This window comes from Ectothiorhodospira shaposhnikovii (assembly GCF_047222355.1).
Lineage (GTDB): Bacteria > Pseudomonadota > Gammaproteobacteria > Ectothiorhodospirales > Ectothiorhodospiraceae > Ectothiorhodospira.
This window is the reverse complement of record NZ_CP178333.1, coordinates 3,183,744-3,202,539: the sequence shown is the minus strand read 5'-3', so window position 1 is coordinate 3,202,539 and position 18,796 is coordinate 3,183,744. Positions and strand designations below refer to the sequence as shown.

The window sequence follows — 18,796 nt, the reverse complement described above, 5'->3', positions numbered from 1 at the left end:
GCGTTGGATTCATCGTCTTCCCCCGGCCATGACGTGGTGATGTACGGCACGGGTTCCTGCGTCTTCTGCATGCTGGCCCGGCGACTGCTCAAGGGCAAGGGTGTGTCCTTCGATGAGATACGGGTGGATCAGGATCCGGCACAGCGCGAGCTGATGGAGCGACGATCAGGGCGGGAAACGGTGCCTCAGGTGTTTGTCGGAGACCGGCATCTGGGTGGGTACACCGATCTGGTGGAGCTTGATCGCCGGGGCGAGCTGGATGTCCTGTTGGGTCTGGTGAGTGATTGAGGCGGGCCCTGCCGGCCCGGTTTCTTCTCCCGTCAGGTGACTTTCCCACTTTGGGGGCTGCGCGGATCCCGTTGATGCCCGGTTTGGAGCGATGCCTGCCCGGACTGGCCCAGCTGTGTTGGCTGTGTTGAAAGACAGGGTTCCGGGTGTCCAGGTACCGGCGGTTTCCGCCTGATTTGCAGCCCTGGGGCGCTCCCCCTATCATTGCCCGTCGGATCATCTTGTTACCCAACCAGTCACTGGAGTCACCATGACGGAAAATATGGCACCCAAACCCAACGCCGATGGCGCTGCCCAGGGACAGCCGCAGCAGGAGTTCGGGCTGCAGAAGATTTATGTGAAGGACATTTCCTTCGAATCGCCCAACTCCCCCGCCGTCTTTACCCGCGAGTGGAAGCCGGAGACTCAGGTGCAGCTGAATTCCCAGGCCCGCCCCCTGGATGAGAATGGTCTCTTCGAGGTGGAGCTGACGGTGACTGTGACCACCAAGTCCCAGGACAAGGCAGCCTATCTGGTGGAGGTGAAGCAGGCTGGCGCCTTTGTGCTGCGGGGGATCCCCCAGGATCAAATGGGTCCGCTGCTGGCGGCTTACTGCCCCAATCTGTTGTTCCCCTTTGCCCGCGAGGCGATCTCCGATCTGGTCACCCGCGGTGGTTTCCCGCAAATGCTGCTGGCCCCGGTCAATTTTGATGCCCTGTATGCGCAGAAACTGAGAAACGAGCAGCAGGCGGCCCAGGGCGGTGATGCCAATGCCGCGCCGACGCCCCTGAACTGAGTTTCAGCATTCATGCGTGACGTGCGTCATGTGGCGGTCCTTGGCGCCGGCTCCTGGGGGACGGCGCTGGCCATCCATCTTGCCCGCAAGGGGCTGAAGGTCGGCCTGTGGGGCCGTGACGGCGGCCGGATGTCGGAGATGAGGGCCGCCGGTCGCAATGCCCGCTATCTGCCGGATGCCCCGTTCCCCGCGACCCTGACACCCGGCGATGATCTGGATGCCATGGTGTCCGAGGCTGACCGGGTGTTGCTGGCCGTGCCCAGCAGTGGCTTTCACGACATCCTGCGCCGTATCGCCCCGCATCTGCCGGGGCGAGGGCTGGTGTGGGCCACCAAGGGTCTGGATCTGGAAACCACCCGCTGGCTGCATGAGCTGGTGCTGGAAGAACTTCCCGGAGATGTGCACTGGGGGGTGGCTTCCGGTCCTTCCTTCGCTTCCGAGCTGGGGCGTGGCCTGCCTACCGCATTGACTCTGGCCGCGCCGGATCCGGTATTTGCCGAAGATGCACGTGCCTGGCTGGCCGGGGGCACGCTGCGGGTGTACACCAGCGACGACGTGGTGGGTGTACAGCTGGGGGGTGCCTTCAAGAATGTGCTGGCCATTGCCGCGGGTGTTTCCGACGGTCTGGGTTTCGGTGCCAATGCCCGTGCCGCGCTGATCACCCGGGGGCTGGCCGAACTGATGCGCCTGGGGGCCGCCACCGGCGCCCGCAACGAGACGCTGATGGGGTTGTCTGGCCTGGGGGATCTGGTGCTGACCTGTACCGACAACCAGTCCCGTAACCGTCGCCTCGGCCTGGCCCTTGGGCAGGGGCAGGGGATGGAGGAGGCGGTGGCCGCCATTGGTCAGGCGGTGGAGGGGGTGCGCACGGCCCGTGTGGCGGTGGCCAAGGCGGCTGCCCTGCAAGTGGACATGCCCATCTGCCGGCAGGTGTACCGGGTTCTCTATGAGGGTCTGGCGCCGATGGCGGCGGTGGAAGAGCTGCTGAGCCGGGATCCCAAGCCGGAGTTCTAGAGCCGTCTTCCGGCGACCCCTTTGATTCGGGATTGCGCATGTCGTGTCAGGAGACGTTCAGGAAAACACCGCCGCTCCCGTGGTGAAACAGCGTCATCTTCGCGGGGAATAACACCGTCATCTTCGCGCCGGGAATGACGGGTGGGGCGCGGAAATGACTCTTCCTGCACATCCTCAGGTGGCGGCACCGGGGTAGCCTAGTTGCCGCCAGGCCTCCATTACCACCACGGCCACCGAGTTGGACAGGTTGAGGCTGCGGCTTCCCGGCACCATGGGGATGCGCAGGCGTTGCTCCCCGGGCAGGTGCTCCAGCACCGCATCCGGCAGGCCCCGGGTTTCGGGGCCGAACAGGAAGGCATCCCCCGGTTGGAACGCCACCTCGCTGTAAATCCGGCTGCCTCGGGTGGACAGGGCGAACACCCGTCGTGGCTGTACGGCTTCCGAGAAGGCCTTCAGGCTGTCATACTCCGTCACCGGAGCCAGATCCCGATAATCCAGCCCTGCGCGCCGCAGGCGCGCGTCATCCAGCGTGAACCCCAGCGGGTGGATCAGGTGCAGCCGGCAGCCGCTATTGGCCGCCAGGCGCATGACGTTGCCCGTGTTGGGCGGTATCTCCGGTTGATACAGGACGATGTGAAACATGCCAGTCGACACTTCCCCTAAACAGGCCCTTGCGATCGATTTCTGCGGGCTTTCCATGGCCTCCCCCCTGGTGCTGCTCTCGGGCTGCGTGGGGTTCGGCGAGGAGTATACCCGTGTGGCGGGTTTCTCCAATCGCCATGTGGGCGCCATCTGCCTCAAGGGCACCACGGGTCAGGCCCGTCCGGGCAATGCCCCTCACCGGGTCTACGAGACCCCCGGCGGCATGCTCAATGCCATCGGCCTGCAGAACCCCGGGGTGGACTTCGTGGTGGACGAGATCCTGCCCGGTCTGGACTATGACGAGACCCGCTTCATCGCCAACGTCTCAGGTTCCACCATCGAGGAATACATTGAGGTCACCCGCCGTTTTGACGATTCTCCGGTGGATGCCATCGAGATCAACATCTCCTGCCCCAACGTGAAGGAAGGCGGCGTGGCCTTCGGCAATGATCCGGACATGTCCGCCCGGGTGGTGGAGGCCTGCCGCAAGGCTACCGGCAAGCCGCTGATCACCAAGCTGTCACCCAATCAGACGGATATCGCGGCCAATGCCCGTCGCTGCATTGAGGCCGGTACCGATGCCTTTTCCGCCATCAATACCCTGATGGGCATGGCCATTGATGCCGAGCGCCGCCGCACCGTGATCGGCAACAATCAGGGCGGCCTGTCCGGTCCGGCCATCAAGCCGGTGGCCCTGCTGCGGGTCCATCAGGTCTATCAGGTAGCCAGGCCCCACGGGGTGCCCATCATCGGTCAGGGCGGGGTGGCCAGCGCCACCGACGCCATCGAGTTCCTGCTGGCGGGCGCCACCGCGGTCGGGGTGGGAACGGGGCTGTTCTATGATCCGCTGCTGTGCCAGAAGATCAATGCCGGTATCCAGGATTACCTGCGGCGCCATGGTTTTGGCCATGTGTCCGAGTTGACCGGCTCCCTGCAGCTCAATTGAATCCACGCCGGGTCCGGGTTGCGTCACCTGCTGATTCAAGTCAATCCGGCATGAAGGGGTGGGGGCCGGTTCTTCAGGCCCCCAGGTCCTCGCCTTCATCCATGTTCAGTTCGTTGATCTTGCGGGTGAGCGTATTGCGTCCCCAGCCCAGCAGTCTTGCCGCATCCTGGCGCCGCCCGCCGGTCTTTTTCAGGGCGGCCCTGATCATGATGCGTTCGAAGGCCGGGGTGGCGCGATCCAGTAGTGAGGCATTGCCCCGCGCCAGCTCCTGCTCGGCCCAGTGGGCCAGTTCTTCCTCCCAGCCGCCGCCATGGGTGTTGCCGGAGCGCTCGTGCAGCTCCGGTGGCAGGTCGTTGGTATGGATTTCACGGCCCGAGGCCATGACCGTGAGCCAGCGGCACAGGTTCTCCAGTTGTCGCACGTTGCCGGGCCAGTCCAGGGCCGAAAGATAATCCAGTACCTCCGGCAGCGGCACCTTGCGTTCCACGTTCAGCTCGGCCGCCGCCGTGCCCAGGAAGTGATTCAGCAGCAGGGGGATGTCCTGGCGCCGTTCCCGCAGGGCCGGGACGTGAATGCGGATCACGTTCAGCCTATGGAACAGGTCTTCCCGGAACAGGCCCTCCTGGACCCGGCTTTCCAGGTTCTGGTGGGTGGCGGCGATGATGCGCACATCCACCTTCACCGGCATGTGTCCGCCGACCCGGTAGAATTCGCCGTCCGCCAATACCCGCAGCAAGCGGGTCTGCAGCTCAGCCGGCATGTCGCCGATCTCGTCCAGGAACAGGGTGCCGCCGTCCGCCTGCTCGAAGCGTCCGCGCCGGGCGCTCTGGGCACCGGTGAAGGCGCCCTTCTCGTGACCGAACAGCTCTGATTCCAGCAGATCCTTGGGGATGGCGGCGGTGTTCAGGGCGATGAAGGGCATGTGGGCACGGGGGCTGTGGCGGTGCAGGGCATGGGCCACCAGTTCCTTGCCGGTGCCCGACTCACCGTTGATGAGGACGGTGATGTTGGAGCGGGACAGCCGTCCGATGGCGCGGAACACCTCCTGCATGGCCGGCGCCTCGCCGATGATCTCCGGGGTCTTGCTGTTGCCCGACGGCTCTTCCCGGCCGCGTTCCCTGCGGGCCTGGCAGGCCCGCTTCACCAGCGAGACGGCATCGTCCACGTCGAAGGGCTTGGGCAGATATTCGAAAGCGCCGCCCTGATACGCAGAGACTGCGCTTTCCAGGTCCGAGTGGGCGGTCATGATGATGACGGGCAGCTCGGGGTGTTCGCGCTGCAGCCGGCTGAGCAGTTCCAGGCCATCCATGCCCGGCATGCGAATGTCGGTCACCAGGGCATCGGGGGCATCACGTTCAAAGCACTCCAGCGCCTCCGAGGCGGAGGCGAAGGAGGTGACTTCGATGCCCGCCTTGTTCATCGCCCGTTCCAGCACCCATCGGATGGAGCGGTCGTCATCAATGACCCATATGTGTTCGCGTCTAGTCATCCATAAGCTCCACGGGGATCAGCAGTGAGAATACTGTCTGCCCAGGACGGGAAGTGCATTCGATCAGGCCGCCCATCTGGTTGAGCAGTGACTGGGCGATGGAGAGCCCGAGTCCCGTGCCGCCGGCGCGACCCGAGACCATGGGGAAAAAGATGCGCTCGCGGATGTCCTCGCTGATGCCCGGCCCGTCGTCGATCACCTGGATCAGGGCCACCAGCTTGTGGCGGATCTGGCCGATGGTGTACTGGCGTCGCACCCGGGTCCTCAGTCTGATTTTCCCGGTGTCACCCATGGCCTGCACCGCGTTGCGCACGATATTGAGTACCGACTGGATCAGCATGTCCTGGTCGGCGTTGACGTCGGGAATGCTGGGGTCATAGTCGGTTTGGATCTGAATGCCTTCCGGGGCCTCCACGCTCACCAGGCTGCGCACATGCTCCAGTACCCTGTGAATGTTCAGGCGCCTGCACTGGGGCAGGCTGTTTGGACCCAGCATGCGGTTGACCAGATTTTGCAGGCGGTCCGCCTCGCCGATGATGATGCGGGTGTATTCCCTTAGCTCCGGGTCCGGCAGTTCCCGTTCCAGCAGTTGGGCCGCGCCGCGAAGTCCGCCCAGGGGATTCTTGATCTCATGGGCCAGGCCGCGAACCAGTGCCCGGGTGGCGGATTGCTGGTTGAGGAGTTGTTCTTCCCGGGTGATGCGCAGCTGCCGGTCGACCTGGATCAGTTCCACCAGGAGTTGGCGGGGGTGCCCCGGCTCGGAGATGGGGGAAGCGGTCAGATCCACGGTGACTTCACGGGCGTAGTGCAGCCCTAGAAGTCGTTCCCGTTCCGTGAAGGGGTGGCCGGTTTCAAGGGACTGTCGCAGGCTGGTGATGAAGGTTTCGTCCTCACGAAACAGCCCTTGGATGGACAGTCCCTGAATCCGGTTCAGGCTCATCTCCATCAGCATTTCCGCCGCCGGGTTCATGTAGACCAGACACAATCGGGCGTCCGTTACCAGGACGGCGGTGGTCAGGGTTTCCAGTAACTGTCGATGCAGGTTGTGATCTTGAGGCATACAGACTCCCCAATGCAAAAATCGGGCCAGTGCGGGCGGGCACAAGGGGGCCGGCGAGGTTGTCCAGGAAGTCGGCGGCAGGCTTCAGCTATTCATGTCTGGGCCGGAATATCCCCGTCGGGCGTGTGGGCATCCTGGGATCATAGCACGCACCATGGTGGTGCAATGGCGTGGTCAAGTGACTTTTCCGGGCCCGGACATGCTGCCGTGGACTGCCCTGATGACATCGTCAGGGTGCGCGGGGGCGGGATTGCTGCTGCACAGTGGTGCGCAAAAGATGGAATGTGGTTGTTTCGGAGCGGATCAGGACGTTCCCGTCGCGATCCAGGATCTCCGCCTGCAGTGTGTGTGTCCCCGGGGTCACGTTCTGCAGCGTGGTTCTTGGGGTCTGGGTGATGGTGGTGGCGTTGCCGTCCAGGCGGATGCGGATGCGGTGGCCCTTGTCGGTCTGAAGTTCCGGGGTCAGGTGAAGCGCAACCGATACCTGTTCAATATTGGTGCGTACGACCCCGGCATTTTCGGGGCTGCTGATGGAGAGTTGCTGGTAGGTTTCCGCCGCTTCCCGCTCGGCGGTTTCATCGGGTGCGGTGGGCGTGCGCCGGATTTCGGGTAGCCCGGGGGTGGTTGTGGGCTGCTCAACATGGACGGGGCGTGCCTCCACGCCTTCCGGCGGCGTGTCACCGAAGGTGGTGCGGCCCTGTTCATCGATCCAGTGGTAGATCTGGGCATGGGCGGGCTGGGCCGGTAGCAGCAACAGCAACAGCAATGGCAGCAGGGGCATGATGTCGTCCTGTGTTTCCGCTCTGGTCTTGTGGTCTGTAATACAGAAAAGCAAAACCCCCGGCAAGCCGGGGGTTTTGCGTTCTGGACCGTGGCCCGTCTTGTACTTACAGACTGTAGTACAGATCGAACTCCACCGGGTGGGTGGTCATGCGCAGGCGGGTCACTTCTTCCATCTTCAGATCAATGTAGGCATCGATCATGTCGTCGGTGAATACGCCGCCGGCGGTCAGGAAGGCGCGGTCCTTGTTGAGGGCTTCCAGAGCCTGGTCCAGGGCATGGCAGACCTGCGGGATCTGCTTTTCCTCTTCGGGAGGCAGGTCGTACAGGTTCTTGTCCATGGCCTCGCCGGGATGGATCTTGTTCTGGATGCCGTCCAGGCCGGCCATCAGCATGGCGGAGAAGGCCAGGTAGGGGTTGGCGGTGGAGTCCGGGAAGCGCACCTCGATGCGGCGGGCCTTGGGGCTGGACACCCACGGAATCCGGATGGAAGCGGAACGGTTGCGGGCGGAGTAGGCCAGCATCACCGGGGCTTCGAAGCCGGGCACCAGACGCTTGTAGCTGTTGGTGGAGGCGTTGGTGAAGGCGTTCAGGGCGCGGGCGTGCTTGATGATGCCGCCGATGTAGTACAGGGCGGTTTCGGACAGGCCGCCGTACTTGTCGCCGGCAAACAGGTTCTGCCCGTCCTTGGCCAGGGACTGGTGCACGTGCATGCCGCTGCCGTTATCGCCCACCAGAGGCTTGGGCATGAAGGTGGCGGTCTTGCCGTAGTTGTGGGCCACATTCTGGATCACGTACTTGAGGATCAGTACCTCGTCGGCCTTGCGGGTCAGGGTGCCGGCGCCGACACCGATCTCGCACTGGCCGGCGGTGGCCACTTCGTGGTGGTGCACTTCGGTCTTGAGGCCCATTTCCTCCAGCACCAGGCACATGGCGGAGCGCAGGTCCTGCAGGCTGTCCACCGGGGGAACCGGGAAGTAGCCGCCCTTCACGGAGGGGCGGTGACCGATGTTGCCGTCTTCGAACACCTTTTCGGAGTTCCAGGAGGCCTCGTCGGAGTCGATCTTGAAGAAGGCGCCCTGAATGGAGTTGCCCCACTTGATGTCGTCAAAGACGAAGAATTCGTTTTCCGGACCCCACAGGCAGGTGTCGGCGATGCCGGTGCTGGCCAGATAGGCCTCGGCGCGCTTGGCCAGGGAGCGGGGGCAGCGGTCATAGCCCTGCATGGTGGCCGGTTCCACCACGTCGCAGCGCAGGTTCAGGGTAGGCTCGTCAAAGAAGGGATCCATGACGGCGGTATCCACATCGGGCATGAGGATCATGTCGGATTCGTTGATGCCCTTCCAGCCGGCGATGGAGGAGCCGTCGAACATCTTGCCGCCTTCCAGCACGTCCTCATCGACGGTGTGGGCGGGCACGGTCACGTGCTGTTCCTTGCCGCGGCTGTCCACAAAACGGAAATCGACGAATTTGGCGCCGTTTTCCTTGATCATATTCAGAACGTCTGCTGCTGACATGCGTACTCCTCCAGGGCTTGAATGAGAGAGGCCTGTTGAAACGGATTCCCGCGCGGTGCGGGCGTTCAATTCGGTCGAACCATGGGAAGCATGAAGCGTGCCATGGTGTTGAGCTGGGTTGCGGAGGCCTTTTGGTGCGAATTTTTGGGCTTGCTCAATGATCGCATGCGCAATCTTAGTGCGTTTTTAGGTATTTTGCGCTGTTTTGGGGCGTTTGGTGTGTGTCTTTTCGTGAACAATGCCCGTCAGCGGTGCCTGTCAGTGCCGGAACAGCACCTCTACCTGACCCACATCCTCTGCACGCAGGCTCGCCGTCACCAGTTGACGGGCAACGGCCTGGGCCTCCGCCAGGTTGTTGAAAAGCCCGAGGGGCAACTGCAGCTCCAGGTGCACCTTCCCCTGAAGATAATGGATGATCACCGGGTCCACATGCCGGGATGCCGGTACGTCATGCCATTGCGCCCGCAGGCGTTCGAGCATCTCGGTGCGATTGGGCAGATGGCTGCTCGGGGCTTCTTGCTGATCGTCTTCCGGATCGATATGGACCAGGATGTCCCCCAGTTCGTCCTGGACCCCGTGCATGGCCACGCAGACGGCATCCGCGATGTGATGGCCCTCGGAGACGCTGATGCGGGGCGCGACCTGAACATGGATATCCGCCAGCAGGGTGCCCGCCATGCGCCGGGTGCGTAGGCCGTGAACCCCCTGGATGCCGTCCAGGCGGCGCACCGCCTCCAGCATGCGTTCCTGCTCCTCCGCCTCCACCCCGGTATCGATGAGTTCCCGGGCGCTGTTCCAGATCAGCTTGCCCCCCATGTGGCCGATGAGCAGGGCCACCAGGATGGCCGCCACGGCATCCATGAAGGGCAGGCCGGCCAGGGTGGCGCCTACGCCCACCAGCACCACCACCGACGAGACCACGTCGGAGCGGTGGTGCCAGGCGTTGGCCTCCAGCATGCGCGAGCGAACCCTTTTGGCCACGCGCATGGTGTAGTGGTACAGGGCCTCCTTGCTGATGATGGCGATCGCCGCCAGGATCAGGGCTAGGGGGGTGGGGCTCAGGAGTTCTTCCGGGTTCAGCAGGCGTCGGGCGGCATCGGTCATGATGCCCACGGCCACGCCGGCCAGGATCAGTCCCACCGCCACGGTGGCCAGGGTCTCGATGCGGCCGTGGCCATAGGGATGATTGGTGTCGGCGGCTTCGTTGGCCTTGCGGGCGGCGAACAGGACCATGATATCGCTGATCAGGTCGGAGAGGGTGTGGACGCCGTCGGCGATCAGGGCCTGGGAGTGACTGATCCAGCCGCCGATGATCTGTGCCGTCGCCAGGCTCAGGTTGGTCATGGCGCCGATGAGGGTGACACGGCGCATGGCCTGATAACGCTGTTCGCTGGGGAGCCCGGCTGACATGGGGAGTCTCGTGCAGGGATGGGCCCGGGTGGGCACGGCTTCGGGAAGCGAGATTGTAAACCCTGGTGACATGGGCGCCCAGCCCCATCTCCCATTGAGGCTCTGTCGGCGAGCAGGGAGCCGCGGGGCCGATCCGGTCACGCACGGGACTGGGCGCCCGCCACCGGCCACCGTTATACTGTCAGGCTTTGCACGACCCATGATCGGGGTCGCGCCATCCACGAATCACTCGGGTCGATCCTCATGTCTTCTCACGACGTCTCTACCTTCCAGGGCCTCATCCTGGCCCTGCAGGACTACTGGGCGGGCCACGGTTGCGTGCTGCTCCAGCCCTACGACATGGAAATGGGAGCGGGTACCTTCCATTCCGCCACCTTCCTGCGGGCCATCGGCCCGGAACCCTGGCGCACCGCCTATGTGCAGCCCTCCCGCCGTCCCACCGACGGCCGCTACGGGGAAAACCCCAACCGGCTGCAGCACTATTACCAGTTCCAGGTGCTGCTCAAGCCTTCGCCGCCGGACATCCAGCAGCTCTATCTGGGTTCCCTGCAGGCCCTGGGCATCGACCCCCTGGTCCATGACATCCGCTTTGTGGAAGACAACTGGGAATCCCCCACCCTGGGCGCCTGGGGCCTGGGCTGGGAGGTCTGGCTCAACGGCATGGAGGTGACCCAGTTCACCTATTTCCAGCAGGTGGGCGGCCTGGACTGCCGGCCGGTGAGCGGCGAGATCACCTACGGTCTGGAGCGCATCGCCATGTACCTGCAGGGGGTGGAGAGCGTCTACGACCTGGTCTGGACACGGGGTCCCCAGGGTGTGGTCACCTACGGTGACGTCTACCACCAGAACGAGGTGGAACAGTCCACCTACAATTTCGAACATGCCGATGTGGCTTCCCTGTTCGGCTGGTTCGAAACCTGCGAGCAACAGAGCAAGCACCTCATCGCCCAGGGTCTGCCCTTGCCGGCCTACGAGCAGATGCTCAAGGCCTCCCATACCTTCAACCTGCTGGATGCCCGGCGCGCCATCTCCGTCACCGAGCGGCAACGCTACATCCTGCGGGTGCGTGAACTGGCCCGCGCCGTCGCCGAGGCCTACTACGCCGCCCGTGAACAGCTGGGTTTCCCCATGCTCCCCGACGCGGCCAAGGCCGAACGCACCTGACCTGGGACTGGATCAATATCATGAGCGAGACACAGGATCTTCTGATCGAGATCGGCACCGAAGAGCTGCCGCCCAAGGCCCTCAAGGGGTTGCGGGATGCCTTTGCGGACGGCGTCGTCAAGGGACTGGCGGATGCCGGCCTTGACCCCGTTGACCATGTGGCCTATGCCGCGCCCCGCCGTCTGGTGGTGTGGGTCAGGGGCCTGCCGCCGCGCCAGGCGGATCAGGCCATGGAGCGCCGGGGGCCGGCCCTGGCCGCCGCCTTCGATGCCCAGGGTAACCCCACCCGTGCCGCCCAGGGGTTTGCCGTCTCCTGCGGCGTGGCGGTGACCGACCTGGAGCGCCTGGAAACGGACAAGGGCGCCTGGCTGGTGCATCGTCACCTGGAGCCGGGGCGTGACACCGCCGCCCTGGTGCCCGCCATCGTCGAGGCCGCCCTGGCGGCCCTGCCCATTCCCAAGCGCATGCGCTGGGGCGATGGTGACGCGGAATTCGTGCGTCCGGTGCATTGGGTGGTGATGTTGCTGGGTTCCGAAGTCATTCAGGCCCCCATCCTGGGCATCCCGGCAGGGCGCGAGACCCGGGGGCATCGCTTCCATCACCCTGCGGCCCTGACCCTGTCCGCGCCGTCCGAATATGCCCCGCTGCTGGAGAACCAGGGCTGGGTGAAGGTGGACTTCGAGGCCCGACGCGCCGCCATTCGCGGCCAGGTGGAGGCCGCCGCCGCCGAGCTGGGCGGTCGGGCGGTGATCGAGGCGGATCTGCTGGATGAGGTGACCGCTCTGGTGGAATGGCCAGTGGCGGTGGTGGGCCATTTCGAGGCCCGTTTCCTGGAGGTGCCCCAGGAGGCACTGATCTCCACCATGCAGGACAACCAGAAATACTTCCCGGTGGTGGACGGGGAAGGGCGCCTGATGCCCCACTTCATCACCATCAGCAACGTGGACTCCCGGGCGCCGGAGCGGGTGCGGGAGGGCAACGAACGGGTGATCCGGCCCCGCTTTGCCGACGCGGAATTCTTCTGGAACCAGGATCGTCGCCGTCCCCTGGAGAGCCATCTGGAGGCCCTCAAGACGGTGGTGTTCCAGCACAAGCTGGGCAGCCTGCACGACAAGACCCTGCGGGTGGTCCGTCTGGCGGGGCTGCTGGCCCGGGACATGGGAGCCGATCCCGATCAGGCCCGCCGGGCCGCCCTGCTGAGCAAGTGCGACCTGCAGACCCAGATGGTGTTCGAGTTCACCGAACTGCAGGGCACCATGGGGCGCTACTACGCCACCCATGACGGCGAGCCGGAGGCGGTGGCCGCGGCCCTGGAGCAGCAGTATCTGCCCCGCCACGCGGGGGATGCCCTGCCGGCCGATCCGGTGGGTCGGGTGCTGGCCCTGGCGGACCGTCTGGATACCCTGGTGGGGATCTTCGCCATCGGCCAGAAGCCCACCGGCGCCAAGGACCCCTTCGGTCTGCGCCGGGCCGCCCTGGGGGTGCTGCGCATCCTGGTGGAACTGGAGTTGCCCCTGGATCTGGAAACCCTGCTGCAACAGACCGCGGAAGGCTACGAGGGCCGGGTGCCCGCCGTCCCGGCCGTGCCCCAGGTGCTGGAGTACGTGATGGAGCGTCTGCGGGCCTATTACCTGGACCGGGGCATCCGCCCCGAGGTGTTCGAGGCGGTGCTGGCGGTACGGCCCACCCGCCCCCTGGATTTCGACCGTCGGGTGCGGGCGGTGGAGCATTTCCTGGGACTGCCGGAAGCCGAGGCCCTGGCGGCGGCGCACAAGCGCATTCACAACATCCTGCGCAAGGTGGAGGGCGGCCTGCCCGACCGGGTGGAGACCGGCCTGCTGGCGGAGCCGGCGGAGCAGGATCTGCATCGCCACCTGGAGGGGTTACGGGAGGCGGTGGCCGCTCATCTGGACGCGGGCGAGTACACCGAGGGCCTGACACGGCTGGCGGCCCTGCGCGGTCCCGTGGACGCCTTCTTCGATCAGGTGATGGTGATGGCCGAGGATCCGGCCCTGCGGGATAACCGGGTGGCGTTGCTCAATCGCCTGGCGGGGCTGTTCCTGCGGGTAGCGGACCTGTCCCGGCTGCCGTGAAGCTCGTCATCCTGGATCGGGACGGGGTCATCAACCGGGATTCCCCCGACTACATCAAGTCGCCGGCGGAATGGGTACCGTTGCCCGGAAGCCTGGAGGCCATCGCCCGTCTGACCCGGGCCGGCTGGTGCGTGGCGGTGGCCACCAACCAGTCGGGCCTGGCCCGGGGCCTGTTCGATCTGCCCACCCTGCGGGCCATCCACCGGCACATGGAGGCGACCCTGGCGCCCCTGGGGGGGCGCATCGACGGGATCTTCTACTGTCCCCACGGTCCGGATGAGGGTTGCGACTGCCGCAAGCCCCTGCCGGGTCTGTTCGAACGCATCGGCCGGGCATTCAGCGTGCCCCTGGCCGGGGTTCCTGCCGTGGGTGATTCCCCGCGCGATCTCCAGGCCGCCGCCGCCGCCGGTTGTACCCCGGTCCTGGTCCGGACCGGCAACGGCCTCAAGGCCCTCGCCGAAGGACGGGTACCCGCGGGCACGCTGGTCTTTGCGGACCTGGCCGAGGTGGTGGAACATCTGCTGACTGAAACGGATCAAGTTCATGACTGAACCTGCCTCTTCAAAACCGGAGTTGTATCTGCGGGCGGGCCTGTTCTGGGTCGGCATGGCCCTGTCCACGGTCCTGTTCGCCCTCTTCAGCCCCCTGCTGCTGCCGCTGAAATGGCATGGCCGTTTCCGGGTGCTGTCCCAGTGGACCCGCTTCAATCTGTGGTGGCTGACGCTGACCTGCGGGCTACGCTATACCGTGACCGGGACCGAACATCTGGGAGGCGAGGCCCGGGTGCTGATGTGCAAGCACCAGTCGGCCTGGGAGACCCTCGCCCTGCAGCAGTTCATCCCGCCCCAGGTGTGGGTGCTCAAGCAGGAGCTGTTGCGCATTCCCTTCTTCGGCTGGGCCATCGGCATGCTCGAACCCATTGCCCTGGACCGGGCCGCCGGCCGCAAGGCCATGGATCAGCTGGTGGCTCAGGGATTGGACCGGCTCGACCGGGGATTGTGGGTGGTCCTGTTCCCGGAGGGAACGCGGACGCCGCCCGGCCACCAGGGCCGTTACAAGGTGGGCGGGGCGGTGCTGGCGGCCCGCAGCGGTCGGCCGGTGATCCCGGTGGCCCACAATGCGGGCCTGTTCTGGCCCCGCAACAGCTTCCTCAAGTATCCGGGGACCATCCAGGTGGAGGTCGGGCCGCCCATCCCCACCGAGGGCAGAAAGCCCGAGGCCATCATGAAGGATGTCCAGGCCTGGATCGAGTCCCGTACGGCGGTGCTGTGCGGATTGCCCGGGCCGGATGCAGGGCAACCCCATGGATGAGGCGCCTCCGCGCTGGGATCCGGGCACACGATCCGGGCGGCGCCGGGCCTACCTGTGGGCCCTGTGGCTGGACGACGGCTGGGTGAGGGAGTACGGTCTGTCCAATTTTCACCGGATTTCCGGTCAGGCCTGGCGCTCGGGACAGCCGTCACCCCGGCATCTGTATCAGCGCATCCCCCGTCATGGCATCCGCACCGTGATCAATCTGAGGGGGGACGAGCCGGACAACCCCATGCTGGCCCTGGAGGCGGACGCCTGTGAACGGCTGGGGGCGGCGCTGCATCATCTGAAGCTCCACTCCCGGGACCTGCCCACCCCGGAGGTGATTCACGAGGCCCATGACCTGCTCCATCGCATCGCCTATCCCGTCTGGTTTCATTGCAAGTCCGGGGCGGACCGGGCCGGGCTGATGAGTACCCTGTATCTGCACTGGATGGAGGGGGTCCCCCTGACGCAGACAGGGCAGTTGCGCCTGTGGCCTTATTTTCATTACCGCTGGGCCAAGACCGGCCTGCTGGATCATTTCTTCGAGGCCTATCTTCAGGACACGGCGGAGTCATCCATGCCCCTGCTGGAGTGGGTGGATACCTGCTACGATCGCAAGGCGCTGAAAAAGGCCTTTCGGCACCAGCCGGTCGTGAACGCCCTGGTTGACCGGGTATTGCGCAGGGAGTAGTCAGCGCCCGAGCACCATGGATTCCAGTGGCCTGGGTGCCCCGATGAAATGCCCCTGTACATGGTTGACCCCGATTTCCCTGAGTATCTTCAGGATGGCCTCCGACTCAACGTATTCGGCGATGGTCTGTTTGCCCATGAGGTGTGCAATGTCGTTGATGGAGCTGACGAGGGCCCGGTCGGTGGCATCCTGAGCCACGTCACGCACAAAGGTGCCGTCAATCTTCAGATAGGTGACCGGCAGGGTGCGGAGGTAGCCGAAGGAAGACATCCCGCTGCCGAAATCATCCAGTGAGAATCGGCAGCCCATCTGGCTGAGGTGAAAAAACAACTGGCTGGCATTGTCGAGGTTGGCGATGGCGACGGTTTCCGTGACTTCGAAACAGATCTTCCCGGGTGGAACGTTGACGCGTTCAAGGGTTTCAAGCAGGAAGTCGAGAAAAGGAGCATCACCCACCGAGTGTCCCGAGAGGTTGATGGAGCAGGCATCAAGCAGTTCCAGTAACGGCCGGTGGTCTGCCAGCCAGGCAAGGCTTTGCCGGATCACATATCGGTCAATGGCTGTGGCCAGGTTGTATCGTTCCGCCACGGACAGAAACTCGCCTGGACTGATCAGCTGATCTTGATCCTCCTTCATGCGGATCAGGACTTCAAAATGTGTGCCCTTGTCTTCGGCTTCCGAAAGCGCCTGGATCGGTTGTGCAAAGAGGATCAGCCGGGAGTCCCTGATGGCCGATTGAATTCGGCTTACCCATTGCATCTCTCCCTGCAGCCGCAGTAATCCGGTATCGTTTTGCTTGAAAACGCTGACCCGATTGCGCCCCTTGTCCTTGGCGGCATTGCAGGCGGTGTCCGCGGCCGCCATCAGGGCGATGCCGCGGTTGCTGAGCGGAGTGACGGGCACGACACCGAGGCTGGCACTCAGGCTGAAGTCCCGTTGTTCCCAGCGAAACTGGAATCCCTGCAGGACTTCGCGCAGGGTTTCCGCCCGGTCCAGGCCCTGTTCGAGGGAAACATTCAGCAGCAGGAGAGAAAATTCATCGCCGCTCAGCCGTGCCAGGGAATCCCCGGGATGCATGCTCTCGCTCAGCAGGTTGCCGATCTGCCGCAGCAGTTCATCTCCCGCCTCATGGCCGCAGGTGTCATTGACGAGCCTGAATTGATCAATATCCATGTAGATCAGGGCGTGTCGATGGTCGTTTTTCCTGGCATCGTGAATGGCCCGCTCCAGTCGGAACATCATTTCGCGGCGGTTCAGCAGTCCCGTGAGGGGGTCATGGCTGGCCAGGTAGTGCAGTTGGGTTGCGAGGGAGCGGTATTCGGTGGCATCACTGAAACCGATGGCCGCGCCACTGATGCGGGAGGCCTGACGCAGCGGTGAGATGGAAAGCAGGACATGCCGGGGGTGGCGGTCCTTGCGCCACAGCACGGTTTCAAGGTGGTCCCGGGCCTGTCCATCCAGGAGCGTCTGACGGATGGGGGAGTCTTCCCATTGAACGGGTGTGCCGTCCTCGGCGGCCTTCATCAGCAGGGTATGGGCCGATTGCCCCAGCAAGGCGGGACGGGAATAACCGAGGAATGTCAGGGCCGCCTGATTGACATAGGTGATTCGCCCCTGATCATCTACCGCAAAGAGGGGTGAGGGGGCGTGATCGAGTAACTGATTCAGGCGCTGCGCCAACTGTACAACGTCGGGATGCCTGATATCCGGGGATGGTGGGGGCTGCATCATGTCCTTTGCAACATATTGGAACTGCCCGCCTCAACGCGCTTTCCGGCGACTGGCTCCAGATTCACCTGTCGTCACTATAATGCACAACCGTCATCTTGAAGTCATCACCATCTACTGTGTCTGCCTTCACGGAATCGGACTGTGAATGACCCGCGCCTGGTCCGGATCATCGGGGATATGGTGCAGGCTGCCCAGGCGAAACAGACGGATGGCGTTTTCACGGGTGATGCTCGCGATTTCTTCCGGAGATTCGTGCCGCAAGGCAGCCAGTGTCTCGATCACCTCCGGTAGCCAAGCAGGTTGATTGCGGTCCCCCCGGTGAGCCTGGCCGGGCTGATCGGGGGCATCACTTTCCACCAGCATGGCCTCCGCGGGCAACCAGCTCGCCAACTTTCGCAGACGTTGTGCCCGTGGGTAGGTCACCGGCCCGCCGATACCGATGAAAAATCCCAGATCGAGTAGTTTTTCCGCTTGCTGTCGGCTGCCGGAAAAGCTGTGCACGACGCCCCTGAGGCCCGGCCGTTGCCGCAATGCCTGGGTGACCTGGTCCATGGCTCGCCGGGCATGGATGATGACCGGGAGGTCATGGGTCAGGGCCAGATCCAGTTGTGCCCTGAAATAGGTCTGCTGTGTCTGCTCGTCCAGCCCTTCGACATAAAAGTCCAGGCCGCATTCCCCCACGGCCACGGCCGGTTCCCGTTGCAGCCACTGGTCCAGTGCATCAATGTCCGCCGGTTGGTGGGCGTGCAGATAGACCGGATGCAGGCCGTAGGCGGGATAGAGGCCGGGCAGGGAGGCCGCCACCTGTTTGATTCGGGGCCATCCGTCCCGGTCGATGGCCGGCAATATCTGGGCACGGACCCCGGCATTCCAGGCATTGCGCCAGCAGGTATCCCGATCCCTGTCAAAGGCCGGGACATCGAAATGGCAATGACTGTCGATGATCAAGGCATCACACTCCCGTTGGATAGGCAAAGTCGCACTCCCCGTGGTGTTGAAAAATCCTGTCGTCGGCGTCACCTTATGTGCATTGGGTTGTTCGGTTGCTGTCAGCGTGTCTTGGGGCGTATCGCCTCCGACCGGATCATCCCGTCACACATTGTTCCGGCGGAGTAAGGAAGACAACATGGCTGGATGGCTCACTGGCGAAGTGGTGGAACTCAAGCGCTGGACCCAGCGGCTCTATTCCCTGAGAGTGGAGGCACCGGTGGATCCCTTCAAGGCAGGGCAGTTTAACCGGCTCTCCGTGATGGTGGATGGTGAGAGGGTGGCGCGTCCCTATTCCTATGTGAACGCACCGGATGAGCGCCCGCTGGATTTTTATTTCATCACCGTCCCCGAAGGTCCCCTGACCAATCATCTGGTCACCCTGGGGCCTGGCGACACCGTGGATGTCATGGCCAAGGCCAATGGTTTCTACACCCTGGATGAAGTGCCCGATGCCGATGTGCTGTGGATGTTCGCCACCGGCACCGCCCTGGGGCCCCATCTGTCCATCCTCAAGACGGAAGCACCCTGGCAGCGTTTCCAGCACATCGTACTGGTACATGCCGTGCGAACCCGGGAGGAGCTGACCTACCAGGACACCATCGATACCTTTCGTGACCATGGTTCCCGGTTCCGGTTCGTGCCCTTCGTCAGTCGTGAGGATATGCCCGAGGCCTTGCCCGGGAGAATCCCTGCGGCCATAGAGACAGGTCTGCTGGAGCGCCATGTGGGTCTCCCACTGGGCCCGGATGCGGCCCAGGTGATGATCTGCGGCAATCCGGACATGGTCCGCGATACCAGCGAGGTACTCAAGGCACGGGGCATGACCAGAAACCGGCGTCGGGAACCCGGACACATCACCACGGAGAATTACTGGTAGCCGGCCGCGGGTGACCTGGCCGGATGAACGGCT

At 64.2% G+C, this 18,796-nt stretch carries 18 protein-coding genes; 10 read left to right on the top strand and 8 right to left on the bottom strand.

Annotation, left to right across the window (positions count from 1 at the left end):
* Positions 1 to 3 precede the first annotated feature (3 nt).
* The 3 genes from grxC (at position 4) to ACLF6L_RS14750 (ending at position 2,077) form a co-directional block, all read left to right on the top strand.
* Complete coding sequence (grxC, locus tag ACLF6L_RS14760) at positions 4 to 288, top strand: glutaredoxin 3 (RefSeq protein WP_412851968.1); 285 nt, start codon at positions 4 to 6, stop codon at positions 286 to 288.
* Between the two features lie 250 nt (positions 289 to 538).
* Complete coding sequence (secB, locus tag ACLF6L_RS14755; RefSeq protein ID WP_200173635.1) at positions 539 to 1,063, top strand: protein-export chaperone SecB; 525 nt, start codon at positions 539 to 541, stop codon at positions 1,061 to 1,063.
* Positions 1,064 to 1,075: 12 nt separating this feature from the next.
* Complete coding sequence (locus ACLF6L_RS14750) at positions 1,076 to 2,077, top strand: NAD(P)H-dependent glycerol-3-phosphate dehydrogenase (protein ID WP_412851967.1); 1,002 nt, start codon at positions 1,076 to 1,078, stop codon at positions 2,075 to 2,077.
* A gap of 174 nt (positions 2,078 to 2,251) precedes the next feature.
* Here the strand turns inward: ACLF6L_RS14750 and ACLF6L_RS14745 are convergent, their stop codons facing one another.
* Positions 2,252 to 2,719: a tRNA (cytidine(34)-2'-O)-methyltransferase gene (locus tag ACLF6L_RS14745; protein ID WP_412851966.1), complete on the bottom strand. Its 468-nt coding sequence runs from the start codon at positions 2,717 to 2,719 to the stop codon at positions 2,252 to 2,254.
* Here ACLF6L_RS14745 and ACLF6L_RS14740 point away from each other — a divergent pair.
* On the top strand, positions 2,718 to 3,665 hold the full coding sequence (locus ACLF6L_RS14740) for a dihydroorotate dehydrogenase (RefSeq protein WP_200173640.1): 948 nt from the start codon (positions 2,718 to 2,720) through the stop codon (positions 3,663 to 3,665). The two genes, ACLF6L_RS14745 and ACLF6L_RS14740, sit on opposite strands and share 2 nt — an antisense overlap.
* A gap of 73 nt (positions 3,666 to 3,738) precedes the next feature.
* On the opposite strand, the gene ntrC is transcribed toward ACLF6L_RS14740, so the two are convergent.
* The 5 genes from ntrC to ACLF6L_RS14715 form a co-directional block, all read right to left on the bottom strand.
* Positions 3,739 to 5,154, bottom strand: coding sequence for a nitrogen regulation protein NR(I) (gene ntrC, locus ACLF6L_RS14735; RefSeq protein WP_412851965.1), 1,416 nt, complete (start codon positions 5,152 to 5,154; stop codon positions 3,739 to 3,741).
* Positions 5,147 to 6,214, bottom strand: coding sequence for a nitrogen regulation protein NR(II) (gene glnL, locus ACLF6L_RS14730; protein WP_412851964.1), 1,068 nt, complete (start codon positions 6,212 to 6,214; stop codon positions 5,147 to 5,149). Before glnL ends, ntrC begins: the two co-directional genes overlap by 8 nt.
* Before the next feature lie 229 nt (positions 6,215 to 6,443).
* Positions 6,444 to 6,995: a DUF4124 domain-containing protein gene (locus tag ACLF6L_RS14725; protein WP_412851963.1), complete on the bottom strand. Its 552-nt coding sequence runs from the start codon at positions 6,993 to 6,995 to the stop codon at positions 6,444 to 6,446.
* A gap of 106 nt (positions 6,996 to 7,101) precedes the next feature.
* Positions 7,102 to 8,511, bottom strand: a complete 1,410-nt coding sequence (gene glnA, locus ACLF6L_RS14720; RefSeq protein ID WP_200173647.1) for a glutamate--ammonia ligase — start codon at positions 8,509 to 8,511, stop codon at positions 7,102 to 7,104.
* Between the two features lie 258 nt (positions 8,512 to 8,769).
* The gene (locus tag ACLF6L_RS14715; RefSeq protein WP_412851962.1) at positions 8,770 to 9,921 is read right to left on the bottom strand and encodes a cation diffusion facilitator family transporter; all 1,152 of its coding nucleotides are present in this window, start codon (positions 9,919 to 9,921) and stop codon (positions 8,770 to 8,772) included.
* 243 nt (positions 9,922 to 10,164) lie between these two features.
* On the opposite strand from ACLF6L_RS14715, the gene glyQ reads away from it, so the two are divergent.
* Genes glyQ through ACLF6L_RS14690 form a run of 5 tightly spaced genes read left to right on the top strand, consistent with a single transcriptional unit; the run spans position 10,165 to position 15,165 of the window.
* The gene (gene glyQ, locus ACLF6L_RS14710) at positions 10,165 to 11,085 is read left to right on the top strand and encodes a glycine--tRNA ligase subunit alpha (protein WP_412851961.1); all 921 of its coding nucleotides are present in this window, start codon (positions 10,165 to 10,167) and stop codon (positions 11,083 to 11,085) included.
* Positions 11,086 to 11,105: 20 nt separating this feature from the next.
* A complete protein-coding gene (glyS, locus tag ACLF6L_RS14705; protein WP_412851960.1) occupies positions 11,106 to 13,178 on the top strand; it encodes a glycine--tRNA ligase subunit beta in 2,073 nt (690 codons plus the stop codon).
* Positions 13,175 to 13,729 (top strand): D-glycero-beta-D-manno-heptose 1,7-bisphosphate 7-phosphatase, encoded by a 555-nt coding sequence (gene gmhB, locus ACLF6L_RS14700; protein ID WP_412851959.1) that lies wholly within the window; start codon positions 13,175 to 13,177, stop codon positions 13,727 to 13,729. Before glyS ends, gmhB begins: the two co-directional genes overlap by 4 nt.
* Positions 13,722 to 14,489 (top strand): lysophospholipid acyltransferase family protein, encoded by a 768-nt coding sequence (locus ACLF6L_RS14695; protein ID WP_412851958.1) that lies wholly within the window; start codon positions 13,722 to 13,724, stop codon positions 14,487 to 14,489. The genes gmhB and ACLF6L_RS14695 overlap by 8 nt, the downstream gene beginning before the upstream one ends.
* The gene (locus ACLF6L_RS14690) at positions 14,467 to 15,165 is read left to right on the top strand and encodes a fused DSP-PTPase phosphatase/NAD kinase-like protein (RefSeq protein ID WP_412851957.1); all 699 of its coding nucleotides are present in this window, start codon (positions 14,467 to 14,469) and stop codon (positions 15,163 to 15,165) included. The genes ACLF6L_RS14695 and ACLF6L_RS14690 overlap by 23 nt, the downstream gene beginning before the upstream one ends.
* Here ACLF6L_RS14690 and ACLF6L_RS14685 read toward each other — a convergent pair whose 3' ends face one another.
* Positions 15,166 to 16,896, bottom strand: coding sequence for a putative bifunctional diguanylate cyclase/phosphodiesterase (locus ACLF6L_RS14685; protein ID WP_412851956.1), 1,731 nt, complete (start codon positions 16,894 to 16,896; stop codon positions 15,166 to 15,168). It abuts the gene before it with no gap.
* 126 nt (positions 16,897 to 17,022) lie between these two features.
* Positions 17,023 to 17,844: a TatD family hydrolase gene (locus ACLF6L_RS14680; protein ID WP_412851955.1), complete on the bottom strand. Its 822-nt coding sequence runs from the start codon at positions 17,842 to 17,844 to the stop codon at positions 17,023 to 17,025.
* Positions 17,845 to 18,022: 178 nt separating this feature from the next.
* Between ACLF6L_RS14680 and ACLF6L_RS14675 the strand changes: the two genes are divergently transcribed.
* Positions 18,023 to 18,763: a ferredoxin--NADP reductase gene (locus ACLF6L_RS14675; RefSeq protein ID WP_412851954.1), complete on the top strand. Its 741-nt coding sequence runs from the start codon at positions 18,023 to 18,025 to the stop codon at positions 18,761 to 18,763.
* The last annotated feature ends 33 nt before the right edge of the window (positions 18,764 to 18,796 follow it).

Coding starts and splice junctions, on each gene's coding strand:
- ACLF6L_RS14725 (WP_412851963.1), bottom strand. CDS start 6,995: ATGCCCCTGCTGCCATTGCTGTTGCTGTTGCTGCTACCGGCCCAGCCC.
- glnL (WP_412851964.1), bottom strand. CDS start 6,214: ATGCCTCAAGATCACAACCTGCATCGACAGTTACTGGAAACCCTGACC.
- ACLF6L_RS14750 (WP_412851967.1), top strand. CDS start 1,076: ATGCGTGACGTGCGTCATGTGGCGGTCCTTGGCGCCGGCTCCTGGGGG.
- ACLF6L_RS14745 (WP_412851966.1), bottom strand. CDS start 2,719: ATGTTTCACATCGTCCTGTATCAACCGGAGATACCGCCCAACACGGGC.
- glyS (WP_412851960.1), top strand. CDS start 11,106: ATGAGCGAGACACAGGATCTTCTGATCGAGATCGGCACCGAAGAGCTG.
- ntrC (WP_412851965.1), bottom strand. CDS start 5,154: ATGACTAGACGCGAACACATATGGGTCATTGATGACGACCGCTCCATC.
- ACLF6L_RS14690 (WP_412851957.1), top strand. CDS start 14,467: ATGCAGGGCAACCCCATGGATGAGGCGCCTCCGCGCTGGGATCCGGGC.
- ACLF6L_RS14715 (WP_412851962.1), bottom strand. CDS start 9,921: ATGTCAGCCGGGCTCCCCAGCGAACAGCGTTATCAGGCCATGCGCCGT.
- glyQ (WP_412851961.1), top strand. CDS start 10,165: ATGTCTTCTCACGACGTCTCTACCTTCCAGGGCCTCATCCTGGCCCTG.
- ACLF6L_RS14675 (WP_412851954.1), top strand. CDS start 18,023: ATGGCTGGATGGCTCACTGGCGAAGTGGTGGAACTCAAGCGCTGGACC.
- secB (WP_200173635.1), top strand. CDS start 539: ATGACGGAAAATATGGCACCCAAACCCAACGCCGATGGCGCTGCCCAG.
- ACLF6L_RS14695 (WP_412851958.1), top strand. CDS start 13,722: ATGACTGAACCTGCCTCTTCAAAACCGGAGTTGTATCTGCGGGCGGGC.
- ACLF6L_RS14685 (WP_412851956.1), bottom strand. CDS start 16,896: ATGATGCAGCCCCCACCATCCCCGGATATCAGGCATCCCGACGTTGTA.
- glnA (WP_200173647.1), bottom strand. CDS start 8,511: ATGTCAGCAGCAGACGTTCTGAATATGATCAAGGAAAACGGCGCCAAA.
- ACLF6L_RS14740 (WP_200173640.1), top strand. CDS start 2,718: ATGCCAGTCGACACTTCCCCTAAACAGGCCCTTGCGATCGATTTCTGC.